18 protein-coding genes and 1 tRNA gene are annotated in these 12208 nt (G+C 32.2%); 12 read left to right on the top strand and 7 right to left on the bottom strand.

What is annotated here, in order from left to right; all coding sequences use genetic code 11:
• Nucleotide 1 precedes the first annotated feature (1 nt).
• On the bottom strand, nucleotides 2-304 hold the full coding sequence (locus N7603_RS04965) for a hypothetical protein (protein ID WP_262096259.1): 303 nt from the start codon (nucleotides 302-304) through the stop codon (nucleotides 2-4).
• Nucleotides 294-632 carry a hypothetical protein gene (locus tag N7603_RS04970; RefSeq protein ID WP_262096260.1) on the bottom strand — a complete coding sequence of 113 codons (339 nt, stop codon included), beginning with the start codon at nucleotides 630-632 and terminating at the stop codon, nucleotides 294-296. Before N7603_RS04970 ends, N7603_RS04965 begins: the two co-directional genes overlap by 11 nt.
• Before the next feature lie 259 nt (nucleotides 633-891).
• On the opposite strand from N7603_RS04970, the gene N7603_RS04975 reads away from it, so the two are divergent.
• Nucleotides 892-1287, top strand: a complete 396-nt coding sequence (locus N7603_RS04975; protein WP_262096261.1) for a hypothetical protein — start codon at nucleotides 892-894, stop codon at nucleotides 1285-1287.
• On the opposite strand, the gene N7603_RS04980 is transcribed toward N7603_RS04975, so the two are convergent.
• From N7603_RS04980 to N7603_RS04990, 3 genes are all read right to left on the bottom strand, one after another.
• Nucleotides 1282-1998: a hypothetical protein gene (locus tag N7603_RS04980; protein ID WP_262096262.1), complete on the bottom strand. Its 717-nt coding sequence runs from the start codon at nucleotides 1996-1998 to the stop codon at nucleotides 1282-1284. The two genes, N7603_RS04975 and N7603_RS04980, sit on opposite strands and share 6 nt — an antisense overlap.
• A 24-nt stretch (nucleotides 1999-2022) precedes the next feature.
• A complete protein-coding gene (locus N7603_RS04985; RefSeq protein ID WP_262096263.1) occupies nucleotides 2023-2607 on the bottom strand; it encodes a hypothetical protein in 585 nt (194 codons plus the stop codon).
• A 146-nt stretch (nucleotides 2608-2753) separates the two neighbouring features.
• Nucleotides 2754-3344, bottom strand: coding sequence for a helix-turn-helix domain-containing protein (locus N7603_RS04990; RefSeq protein WP_262096264.1), 591 nt, complete (start codon nucleotides 3342-3344; stop codon nucleotides 2754-2756).
• Nucleotides 3345-3799: 455 nt separating this feature from the next.
• Here N7603_RS04990 and N7603_RS04995 point away from each other — a divergent pair, with 455 nt between their 5' ends.
• The 7 genes from N7603_RS04995 to N7603_RS05025 all read left to right on the top strand — a co-directional run bounded on the left by N7603_RS04995 (nucleotide 3800) and on the right by N7603_RS05025 (nucleotide 8149).
• Complete coding sequence (locus tag N7603_RS04995; protein WP_262096265.1) at nucleotides 3800-4288, top strand: hypothetical protein; 489 nt, start codon at nucleotides 3800-3802, stop codon at nucleotides 4286-4288.
• Nucleotides 4289-4419: 131 nt separating this feature from the next.
• A complete protein-coding gene (locus N7603_RS05000; protein WP_262096266.1) occupies nucleotides 4420-4998 on the top strand; it encodes an Arm DNA-binding domain-containing protein in 579 nt (192 codons plus the stop codon).
• Nucleotides 4999-5233: 235 nt separating this feature from the next.
• Entirely contained in the window at nucleotides 5234-5518 is a 285-nt protein-coding gene (locus N7603_RS05005) for a tyrosine-type recombinase/integrase (RefSeq protein WP_262096267.1), read from the top strand.
• A gap of 37 nt (nucleotides 5519-5555) precedes the next feature.
• Entirely contained in the window at nucleotides 5556-6068 is a 513-nt protein-coding gene (locus N7603_RS05010) for a hypothetical protein (protein ID WP_262096269.1), read from the top strand.
• A gap of 605 nt (nucleotides 6069-6673) precedes the next feature.
• The gene (locus tag N7603_RS05015) at nucleotides 6674-7138 is read left to right on the top strand and encodes a hypothetical protein (RefSeq protein WP_262096271.1); all 465 of its coding nucleotides are present in this window, start codon (nucleotides 6674-6676) and stop codon (nucleotides 7136-7138) included.
• A gap of 80 nt (nucleotides 7139-7218) precedes the next feature.
• On the top strand, nucleotides 7219-7680 hold the full coding sequence (locus N7603_RS05020; protein ID WP_262096272.1) for a hypothetical protein: 462 nt from the start codon (nucleotides 7219-7221) through the stop codon (nucleotides 7678-7680).
• Between the two features lie 13 nt (nucleotides 7681-7693).
• On the top strand, nucleotides 7694-8149 hold the full coding sequence (locus N7603_RS05025) for an NUDIX hydrolase (protein ID WP_262096273.1): 456 nt from the start codon (nucleotides 7694-7696) through the stop codon (nucleotides 8147-8149).
• On the opposite strand, the gene N7603_RS05030 is transcribed toward N7603_RS05025, so the two are convergent.
• Nucleotides 8121-8684, bottom strand: coding sequence for a YdeI/OmpD-associated family protein (locus N7603_RS05030; protein ID WP_262096274.1), 564 nt, complete (start codon nucleotides 8682-8684; stop codon nucleotides 8121-8123). The genes N7603_RS05025 and N7603_RS05030 overlap by 29 nt on opposite strands.
• A gap of 38 nt (nucleotides 8685-8722) precedes the next feature.
• Here N7603_RS05030 and N7603_RS05035 point away from each other — a divergent pair, with 38 nt between their 5' ends.
• The 4 genes from N7603_RS05035 (at nucleotide 8723) to N7603_RS05050 (ending at nucleotide 11335) form a co-directional block, all read left to right on the top strand.
• Nucleotides 8723-9256, top strand: coding sequence for a putative immunity protein (locus N7603_RS05035; RefSeq protein WP_262096275.1), 534 nt, complete (start codon nucleotides 8723-8725; stop codon nucleotides 9254-9256).
• Between the two features lie 73 nt (nucleotides 9257-9329).
• Complete coding sequence (locus tag N7603_RS05040; RefSeq protein ID WP_262096276.1) at nucleotides 9330-10121, top strand: alpha/beta fold hydrolase; 792 nt, start codon at nucleotides 9330-9332, stop codon at nucleotides 10119-10121.
• A gap of 49 nt (nucleotides 10122-10170) precedes the next feature.
• Complete coding sequence (locus tag N7603_RS05045) at nucleotides 10171-11184, top strand: PTS sugar transporter subunit IIC (RefSeq protein WP_262096277.1); 1014 nt, start codon at nucleotides 10171-10173, stop codon at nucleotides 11182-11184.
• 60 nt (nucleotides 11185-11244) lie between these two features.
• Nucleotides 11245-11335 (top strand) — tRNA-Ser (locus N7603_RS05050).
• A 202-nt stretch (nucleotides 11336-11537) separates the two neighbouring features.
• Here the strand turns inward: N7603_RS05050 and N7603_RS05055 are convergent.
• Nucleotides 11538-12208, bottom strand: a 671-nt coding sequence (locus N7603_RS05055) for an IS66 family transposase (protein WP_262096278.1), incomplete at its 5' end; no start/stop codon positions are given.

Consider the following 12208-nt stretch of genomic DNA (forward strand, 5'->3'; position numbering starts at 1 on the left):
TCTACTTTTTATATTCATCAGATAACTCCCAAACACCAAATGGTGAATATTTTACACTATCGACTACATGATTGGAACGTGAAGAAAGCTTTAAAATGCCTTGTTCACGAAGAACAGAAGCAGACCAACGAATGTCATATTGCCATGTGTAAAAGATATCCTCATTCTGAGAAATATTGTGTCCATACTTTTTCCAAAACAAGCGACAAATCTCAATAATTGTACCTGATCCATCTAATTCTTTAAGTAGCAATATTAAAATTCTATTCAAATCTTCACGTGATAAAGTTGATTTAGTATTCATAATCTACACGTTCCCCATTATCTTTTCTATATATACCGTATTCAGGTTTCTTGATTCGTTTGGTTTCATAAATCACATCATCAATTACATAAGAAGTTTTATTTGCTATTGTGTCATTTACATAAATTGATGTCAACTCAATATTTAGTTTGTCATCTTGTCCACCTTTAGTCAAAGGTTGCTTATGGTGAATATTCCATCCATACTGACTGTTTCTATCGTTATAGGCACCTTTTCTCATTAGATAACCGGCGAAGTCAGGTACCTCTGTTCTATCGCCATAACGTTCGTTCCATAAACTCATTGCTTCATCACGTGTTGCCATCATAATCATCTCCCTTTCATAAACGGCATCAAAAAGCAAAAGCATAACCTTAAAAAAAATAAGGGAAAAGTAAAAAAACTTACTTTTCCCCATGTTTAATTGGATAATTCATAATACGACTTAATTGTAACTGAGTTAAGCTAAAAATGCAACATCATACAAGAATATTAATTTGTATGTCAATGAATTAATGATTCTTGAATTCAATGAAACATATTTTCAAATCAATAAACATTTGATAAAATCGAATAAGGTGATAAAAATGGATAAAATAGAAATCTTTATGAAATATGCATCCAGGTTATTGGGAATGGATGGTTTAATCGAATATTGTATTGTTGATGGTACTGGACAAGAAAGAACAAGAGCAATTTGTGATCGTGAAAACTACAGAATATACTTCAACAAACAATGGCTAGAGAAAGCAAATGATGTTGAAATTCTACAATGTGTTCTACATGAGTGTAGACACTGTTATCAACAAGCTTGCATTGATTATCCGGATATCTTTAATAGTGAAGAAAAAGATACGGTTGAAAGATGGAAGTATGAGTTTGAAAATCCAATTTATCCTGAGATTGATGAGGTTGGATACTTTAATCAGTCGAATGAAGAAGATTCCAGGTCTTTTATGATAATTAAGAATAATAATCTATAGTTTTTTAATAACTTCTTTGAGTTTATTTATATCAAGATTAATTAATGCTTGTAATGATAACATAAAACATATTTGAATAAAATCTTCCTTTTGCCTGCTGTACTGTTCAGCAAGTTCTTTATCTTGATTTGGATTAGCGTGTCGAGTTACATTTATATATCTCATAGCTTCGCCAATTATTTTATTAGCCTTAGACTCCTTTTTTGATTCGAATAAAACGTATATTTCCCTTAAAGTATCAATTTTTGAATCAATAGTTGAGCCTAGCATGTTAAACTCATAAATACGCCATTTAACTCTCTCATCATTTATCTCATGAATAGCATCTTCAAGGTAAAGATTTTTCTTAAAAAAAATGATTTCATTTCGATCTTGATCAAATTTTATAGAATAATTTAGTCTGTCTACTATATTCTTATAATAATTAATAGATAATGATAATATACTATTGTAATACGTAACCAATACAAACTCGAATTCAAGTAATAATCTTATTAAATTAAGCATTTTATCATCTTTTGTGATGTTAAAAGTAATGACTCTTTCATATACTTCCCATAAGGCAGTTGCATAATACTTTGATAATACCTCACTATATCTTGTTAGAAAATAAATTGAGTTTTCATCAATCATACTTAGTAAGTCTCTGAGTTTTGTTATTTCTTTACTAGCATTAATATCATAATTCTTTAGTAAATCACCTGTAATCATATAGCCTCCAGAATAAAATATAACCTAAAAACGCGGACTTGAATCAGTATTGAAACATTGCATCTGACCATATAACTCTTTTTGAGTGTTTCTTGAATTATCAAAGTACAAAATTTTATAACTGATATCAAGCTCATTGTTATGAAAATATAGACTATTTATATCAATAGTTTCAAAACTATCTATCTTAATAAATGGATAAAACTTTGTAAGTGTTCTATCTTCGATGTTTACTTTGTATTTAAAGCAAAATTCGATATTTATATTAGTTGCTGTAGAGTTACCGAAATTATGCAAAATTAGATTTTTATTCTTATATTCTACAAATAGATGCGCCGATTTGCTATATTCAATCTGTCCAATTTCGATTTCCAATTGTTTTCTCTGTACATTTAAAGACTCTCTAAAATCGTAAATTTGAAACAAAACTAATGCCATCAAAAAGCCACTATAAATAATTGAAACGAAATCGAGTGAATACAAATATAACCATGTGTTAAATTTTGTACTGATTAAAGTCTCTGGTATTGATAGTATTTGAATTACTGATAAAAATACAGCGAAACCAAAAATGATAATCAAAAATCTTTTAAAAATTTTTTCAGACATAAAATTCTCCTTTTATTTATAGATAAAAGGGAAAGCGTAGAAAAACAATCACTTCCCCCTTATTTGATTTTAAGTTAAAGCACTTTTGAAGGTGCTTTTTTAATCGTAACTCTGCGAATATTTTCCCACTATATTCGCATTATCCTTTACTTAAAGACCCTTGAAGACATGATCACCTTACCAACGATAAAGTGTGACTCACCAATTGGTTCGATTCCCACATCAGAAACCAATAGTTTTTTGTCCTCCATAATTACAAACTTCCTTATAACAACTGGATTGCTCCCCTTAGCAACCGCTACAAAACAGTTATTATCTAACTTACTATTTTTACTTATAAGCAAAATGTCCCCACGCATTATGCCTGTATTTTTCATTAAATCATCATTAGCTGTGATTACTATGCTATCAGACTCATCAATGTCATCAGAGATACCTAAATAACCCTGAATAAACTCTACATGCACAGATATATTCCCTCCATCAACATTGATTTGCGAATATATTGGGATTTTCTTAGCAGACTTATTAACAGGTTGAATGTTTTCGGACTTTCCCAATAGATAGTCTGAAGTAACACCAAAAAATTGAGATAGAACATCGATGTGCTGTTGATTCAAATAAGACTCACCACGTTCAATTCTCGCTAATTGACTATAATTAATATTAACTTTTGCGTCAAGTTCACGGAGTGATAAGTTTCTTGACTTTCTGAGTTCTCTTAGTCTAGTTTTCATAATTTCATTCTAGTCTTTTTTGAATGATTAAGCAACACAGTTAAAAAAATGTGGATTAAATCTTCACAAATGTATTGACACTAGTTAGTTTTGTATGTATATTGTGAATGTAATGTTCACATTAGGAGGAATGAATTATGATTGATATCCAAAGTATTAAAGTAGAAATGGCAAGGAAAATATTAGTCAAATGCAGTTAAGTAAGAAACTTGGATTATCGTTTCAAACTTTAAATCTTAAAATGAGGGATAAAAGACCATTCAAAGCAGATGAAATTTCTAGTATTGTAAGAATATTAAGTGTAGATTTAAATGTTTTTTTAACAATAATGTGAACAAATAGTTCACTTAAATGAGGGAAACTAAATGAGTGATACTAAAAAGTACTATTGGCTAAAGCTCGATAAGAATTTTTTTAAAAGACATGATAGGGACATGATACAATAAGGTGTATTTGTGATATTAGGTGTATTAATAGGTCATTTTCTAACAATAATGACTGGAAAAGCAATAATAAGAGACCTAAAATGTGAGCGTATTGAGTTACAAACAAATCCAATATCTTTTCTAAACGATTGGGCATACTATACCTTCAGAATAGCGATATATAATCAATCTGATAAGTATGCAACAATGGGTTCAATTAAACTTTTATTAGAGAAATTTGATAATACGACTATAGACATAGTTTTAAGATCAAAAACGATTGATGAGTTTTCAGGAAGAAGTTATTATAAAGATTTTACAAATCTTGTACTCAGCCCCAGACAAATATTTGAAAAATATTTCACTTTTAAAATTCATTTTGATGACGAAGACTACTTTTCACTAGTTTCATCCATAAGGTCATTAAAAATAGAATACTTAAACGATAAAGATAAGAAAGATACATATTTATTGAGTTTTAGAGATTTTACGGATGGGATTGAAGTAGAAAACTTATAGTTCATTTTAGTACAAGGGCACCACAAAAGACTAAAACGGCTTAACGGCCGTTTTTTTTGTGGCATCCATGCATGGTATTACACATTTTATTACACATTCATAATAAAATTTGAGTGTAAGGAGTGATTTTGATGATTGGTAAGAAGAAGAGTTTTTGGTATTTTAGGATTCGTGTATATGATTATGTGCAAGGAAAGAACATTGATGTTTATAGATCAGGATTTAATACAAAAAAGGAAGCATCGGAAGCAGCACATGAGTATGCAAAATCATTTGAACCTAAAACTGAGCAATATTCGATTAACTCAACTTTCGATGATGTTTATAATGAGTATTTGGAAATCCGCAAAAAGAAAATAAAAATTACTGCGTATTATAATGAACTACCAACACTCAATAAGCATATACTAAGTTTTTTCACCGGGATAAAAATCCGACAAATATCAAAACAGTTATTCGATAGATGGATTAAGGAAATGACAACTAAGAAGTTATCCATTTCGTATAAGAACCAAATTCTTAACACTCTCAAGCAAATTGCTGTTCTTGTTAGAAGACGATATAAAATGGATTTACAGCTTATTGAAGAAGAACCATTATTTCGATCAGATGAGTATAAGGATAATGAGAAAAAGATATATACTCTTGAACAAGCACAGAAACTAATCGATGCAACCGACGACGTCTTTATAGAACATTATTCACTATAATGTACTATAGTGGAATGAGACTTGGGGAGATCAGAGCATTAAACTGGAAAGATTTCGATGGTAGCGGATTAAATGTAAGAAAATCAATTAATACCAGGATTAAAAAGCATACAGGTGAACCAATAATAACTACCCCAAAGACAAAAAAATCTGTGAGAAGTGTTCCTTTACCAAATAATGCATCTGAGAGTTTAAAACACTATAAGCATTATGTGAGAATAAAGCTGGTTACTCCATGGAGTGGTTCATTTTTGGAGATTCTGAACCGTTATCAGAAACTACGTTACGAAGAAAGTTATTAAATTATTCGAAGAGAGCTGGTTTACATTATGTTACACCACATGGGTTTAGGCATTCGTATACGACACTACTGTATCTACTAAAAGTACCGGATGTAATTGCTCGAGAAACCTTGGGACATGAATCAATTGAAACAACTAGAAATATATACACACACATTTCAAAGACTACAGTTGAGAATGTAATAATGGATTCTTTTAAAAAGATATTAAATGATTGATTCATAACTGATATCATATATACGAGGTGAGTCATTTATGAGCGATTTTATTAATAATAATTCAAGTGCGATTTTTGCTTTAATCACATTGACTGTTACACTTTTAGTACCGGTATTTGGTAAAATGATAGAATTCAGATTTTTAATTAACAAAGATTCTTTAAAGGATAAAAGCACCTTTTTGAAAGATTTAATTTTCTATTTAGTTCAAGTTGATGAAGAATCAGAGCGTATTTTGGAACTGTTTTATCTTCATTTTAATGGAATCCATAAAACATTGGATTATGAGCAGATTAACAAAGAATATACTCAATTATTAGATTACTACAATAAAACTCGTCATGCCAGTAGAATTACAGTACACTTAAACAAAAAACAACAAGATTTACTAGAGGCTTGTATTTCTCTACAATTCAGTTTGATAGAGATTATTGAGGATTTATCATCAAATGCCACTGAGGATAAACTAAGTGAAATAACTAGACGCGTAAAGCTTTATAGACAACAGTATTTTCATTTTAAAAGAATTGTTAAAAAGTATGTCATTTAGGATCCTAATGATTACACATTTCACAAAAAAAAGTAAAAATCTTATAGTGTAAAAAGCCAAAAACATATAAGTTTTTATAGAAAAAGTATTAATTAGTAATGATTTTCTATATATAACTACTCCGGCCTCGGGCACCAAAGTTGACTTTAAAGACTCCAATGTGAGTCTTTTTTACTTACCTAAAATAAACGTTCATGGTCGTTTTGCAGGTAAATTTGTTCTATGAAACTAGAAAATCGAAGTATCACAGTACTACAACTTAATAATCCCATTTGATAGTGGTCTATTGATTGAATTTTCAGATTTTTTTCATACAATGTTGTGTCCTACACGAAATGCTATCTTGTAAGTATGAAACAATCGATACAATCAGATATGAAAACCCTAAAGAATATAAACTAACCTATAATAAGAAGGTATTTGATCTCAGTTCTGTCAAACTTAAAGAAATAGATCTTTCGAGGGCATTAAATGTACGTGATATCGTTTCTATTGAGTTGACTCATGTTGGAGCTTATGTAATAAAATAACATTTAAGAAAGTATTTTTTTTGAAATATTTGTGTTAATATATAGTTGTTTTGTAGGGTCATGGAGGTGCTTTAAATGATCACAATCGGTAAAAAGTCGTATGGAGATCTATTGATTTCGATAATATTCTTTATTCTAATGACTATGGCGTTAGTCTTTGTATTACCTTACGTAGATGTGACAAAGGAATCAGAAGAAGTGCTCTTACCTTTAGCAGGTGTTTTTCTATTTTGGCTACTATCTATAGGGATGATGATATCAAGTACAACTCGTAAGAAAAACCTGATTGAGTATGAAAATGGCCGATTTTATCTAAACTATCGACGTAAAACAATCAAAATTTCGATTAAAGATATTGAACGAATTCACGCTAGACGAGATACGGCTAAAGGATTTAGTTATCCATTCGGAAAAATTATGATTTATACTGAAGAAAGAATATTCAAAATGCCTGGTGTAGCGAATGTTGAAGAAGTAGAGAATCGAATGAATAGAATTTACTTTGACTATCAAAAGCAATCAGAAAATCAAAACGCCTAATGCAGGCGTTTTATTTTCATGGCTATATTTTGGTAAGTAGACTATAATATTGATAACAAAACATTGAGATGAGGTGTTTTATGAAAACAATTGGTATTAAATCTTCAAGTGAATTGATCTTCAATATCCTACTTTCAGCATTACTTTTACCCCTTGTGTTCATTTTTATAACGATTGCGTTAGATGCAGGATTTGAGTATGGCATTCATTTTACACTGTATATGGGTGGATTATTATTGATTACGATTATTCTCGCATTGATGCTTGAAATCTTTAAACCAAAGCACCTTATTCAGTACGATAACGATCATATTTATATCAATTACTTTTTAAAACAACATCAAATTGAATTAAAATACTTCGTAGGTGCATCAGCCAGAAGATTTAGACTCAAAGGCTTTAAGTTTGACTTTGGAAAAGTCATCATCCGATCGATTGAGGGCAAGCGTGTGATTTATGGGGTGATGAAATGCGAGGATGTTGCACTAGAATTATCGATACTAAAAAATGCATATGCTACAAGGACAGAGCAGTCCAATTAATTAGGGTAAACAAATGAATAATAAAAAAACTGTTTTAGTCTATATTGAACAAGATCATAAGTATTTACTGATCCACAAACAAAAACCAGATATGAGTTTTAACAAATACATGGGTGTTGGTGGAAAAATTGAAGCTGGAGAATCCCCGAAAGAAGCTGCTTTAAGAGAGGCTTTTGAAGAAACAGGATTAACATTGTTGGATTTAACTTTTAATGCAAAAATATTTTTTCATTCTCAAGACTATATAGAAGAAATGTATCTCTATACGGCTACATCATTCATTGGGACCCTACAATCCAGTAGTGAAGGCACTCTGATATGGGTACCTAAAGATGTAATTAAAAACCTCCCCATGTGGGAAGGTGATATCCATTTTTTAGAGAAACTACATGAAAAAAATTTATTTGAAATGCACCTATATTATGAAGGTGAAAAACTCGTTAGAGTGTCATCGGGTCCATTGGTTTAAGATTTTTTTCTAATCTTTTGATAATCAACTCGAGTCTTTTATTTCTGGATGTTTCAGTTTTTAGTACGTAATAAGATAAAGCATAAGTCTTTTGAACTGATGGTGACATTTTCAAAAAGTTCTCTATAGCAAGCGGATACAGTTTAAGCATGATTGTAAACTCTTCTAGTGAAAAATCATCTGGAGGTAAATCTGCTTTTTCCCAACATCCATTCGATTTTGCAATCTCAACCATTTTCAAACCTGCCGCAGTCATTTGATTGGTTTCAATCAAATAGTTAGCGGTTTTTTTGTTTTTGGTCGACCAAATACTCTTTGGACGTCTTTTCGTGAAATAGCGAATATAGTAATTCTCATTGAGACGCTTCATTTGGCCATCAATAAAACCATATTTAATGGCGGTCGTAACAGCTTCCTCGTAGGTTAGTTTGGGTTCGTTCAGTTTAGAAAATTGAATCCAAAATCCTTCCGAATTGATATTGTTCAGAAAATATGAATCTAAATCACTTTGATTGATGAAACTCAGGATAGTCATAGGTTACCTCGTGGTATGATAATGAAGGGGGAGATCATATGTCTTATACAGATATTATAGTCGAAAGAATCCATAGGAATCGAAAGATTTTAGTAGAACAAGCAGATTCTCCATTGATTTCACTAACTATTCGTTTTGAAACATTATCTCACAAAGATACGATCCGTTTTGCCTTTAAAGCCATTTTATCGATCTTAGATGAACTTATAGATCAGACCAGTCGTATCGACTTACAAGAACCTTTTGATAATTCTAAAGCATGGGCTGCTGGATTATTAAAGATGCAGGATGTGAAACCACTCATTTTAAGACTACACAGAGATGCGAAAGAAACAAATAATCTCGCTTTAGAAGCCTTATACCATGCGTATGGCCAAGGTTTATCAGTCATTCATACGAAAAAACATGCAATGGGTTTACCAATCTATGAACTGACAGCTAAAATTCGTCAAGCACAACCTGAAAATTACGAAAATGTTGTTAATAAAACCATTCAACATTATCATGAAATTCTCAATCAAATTGAAAGAGAACCCGATCTGAATACATGGGCTTTATTTATTCAAAAATAGGATAATGTGTCACTATTTACTATGTAAACATTTGTTTTATCATGGTATACTAAATAAAGAAGAAGGTGTCCAAATGAAAGACTTTACAATCCGTTTTAAAGATTGTTCGATATATTATGAAATGCACGAAAATAAAACCAAGCCAACCTTGGTATTTTTACATGGGTACACATCCGATCTTACCATTTTTGAAACAGTCACAGTTACGTTTAAGAAAGACTACCAATTGTTGTTGATAGACCTACCAGGTCATGGCCGTAGTGGTGTTTCTAAATCAGTGAGTATTAAAGATATGCCTGAAATCATTAAAAGTATTTTTGATTACCAAGATATTCCATCTGCGTATTTTATTGGTATCGATTTAGGGTCTCTTTCAGCTCAGGCTTTTGGTCATCTATACCCTAACCAATTACAATCTTTAGTATCCATCGGAAGCTATTCTATTTATCATGATTCTTTCAATAAAATCAACCGCGAACACAGATGGACACGCTTTGGTTTAGCCCTACGCTTTTTGTTTAATTTTAAAGGCTACTTAAGTCATTTTGCAAAAGAAGCGGCCATATCAGATTCAGGGATTCATAAGTTTGAAGTATCACAAAAACTATTCAAGAAAAAAGGTATTCAAACCTTTAAAGGCATCGACCGTTTTATGAATTTTGGTCAACCTATGAAAGCCTATCCAATTTATGTTGTTTGTGGCGAATTTGAAGAAGAAGTCATTAAAGACGCTTCATTACAGTTTGAACAGAAAGTCCCTAATGCAATCCTAGAAGGATTTAATAAGAGTAAGCATGTGGTGTTTTTAGATCAACCACGTATTTTTATTGAACACGTCCAAACGTTTTTCAAGACACATGCTTAAATATTTGATACAATATATCCGAATTACAGTCTAGGGGGCAAGTTTAAACATGGAAAGTAGAAGAAAGAAAGTACTCAATTTTTTTATAACCAGTTTTAATGGTATGGCAATTGGTCTATTCTCAACTCTGATTGTAGGGGTAATTCTTGGACAATTCTCAAAATTGTTCGCAGAAATTCCAGGATTTGATTTCGCAAGTGATGGTTTATTAGAACTATCCAATCTTTTAAAACCATTCATGGGGATTGGTATTGGTTTTGGGGTTGCAATAGCCTTAAAACTGGACGGCATTAAATTAGTAGTTGCTGGGGTAGCTGGTGGGGTCGCTACTAAATTATATAATGACCCAATGGTCGCTTACATCGCAACGATATCCGTATATTTAGCATTTAAGTTCATTTTGAGTAAAAAGACACCAATCGATATTTTATTGGTACCACTCTTAGGCTCTATTGTCGCATACGTAGTAACCGCTTTGGTTGGACAGCCCATTCAAGAAAGCATGCTTGCAATAGGGCGATTCATCGATTCTGCAACTGAATTACAACCATTCTTGATGGGCATTGTAATCGCTGTATTGATGGGGATTGCATTAACTGCACCTATATCCTCAGCAGCAATCGCTATTGCGATTTCGTTAGGGGGTATCGCGGGTGGCGCTGCAGTCGTAGGCTGTTCTGTTCAAATGCTTGGCTTCGCTGTGATGTCTAGAAAAGATAACAACATCGGATCAGTCATTTCGATTGCAATCGGTACCTCGATGTTGCAATTTAAGAACATTTTGAAAAAACCAATTATTTGGTTACCAACCATCATTGTTTCTGCGATTTTAGGACCGCTTTCAACTTTAGTTTTCAAAACAGAAACCTTACCAAGTGGATCAGGTATGGGTACTTCCGGTTTAGTTGGTCAATTCGCAACCTTAGAAGCAATGAATAACTCTACACAAGCTTTCATTGCGATATTGGTGTTACAAATCGCTTTACCGATCATTTTGGTATACATTACAGATCTTATATTTAGAAAATATAACCTCATTCAAACAGGCGATTTGAAGTTGTAAAAAAGTATAATTTAAGTGTTGATTATCTAGCCATTTTACGTTATAATAAAATGGCTTTATGGAGAAATACCCAAGTGGTTGAAGGGGCGGGCTTGGAAAGCTCGTAGGTCGGTAACACGGCGCTGGGGTTCAAATCCCCATTTCTCCGCCATTAGACAAGCATTGGTCTGATACGACGCGAATTACGAATTCGCACTAGTATTAGACCTTTTTTTCATGTAGAAGTTTACTGTATAGGTCAAATATCTACACCATAAAGGTATATTAAAAGCGCTACAGTCCAAGTTTACTGGATGTAGCGCTTGTTTTATATTGAGAGTCGAGTTCCCAACACGGCGGAAAATGGCGGATTATTAAGTGTTTTTGAATCTTTTTAAGATGTCTGGATGATAAGGTAATAGCGTTTCAATCGGAGAAAATTGAATGTTATCTAGTACATATTCTAAGTACGCACTCACATTGATATCATTGATACGAGCAGTCCTAATAATCGAAAATATCTCTGTAGTATATCTAGCACCTGCATAAGACCCAGAGGTCATAAAGACTTTTCGATTTAATACGAAAGGTTTAACTGCCCGTTCAGCGATGTTATTTGATATCTCTATGTAACCAGAATCCATATAAGTGAATAGTTCTGACCATACTTTCTTAGTATAGTTAATCGCCCCTTCAATCGCTGAATTCGGTTTAAAATGCGCATTAAAAACCAAAACCTCAAGCTCTTTATGGATCACTGGATGAGTTTTGTTTCGTGCTTTAAGAATCTCTCTTGGTGTCAGTTTCTGTCTTTTATATTCTGCTTCAAGATGAAATAATTTACCAATAACTTCAATGATTTTCGCAGCGTAAGAGTCCTTCATATCAGATTCAGGTACACTTTTAATAATATCCATAAATCTTCTGCGGACATGCGCGAAGCACCTTTGAAGATTAATGTTTGGATTATCTTTTTTCAGTTTTGTGTACCCAGCGTAATCATCACAGACAATCGTTCCCCGGTAGTCTTTTAACCAAGCTGCTG

Source organism: Paracholeplasma vituli (assembly GCF_025446935.1).
GTDB lineage: Bacteria > Bacillota_I > Bacilli_A > Acholeplasmatales > UBA5453 > Paracholeplasma > Paracholeplasma vituli.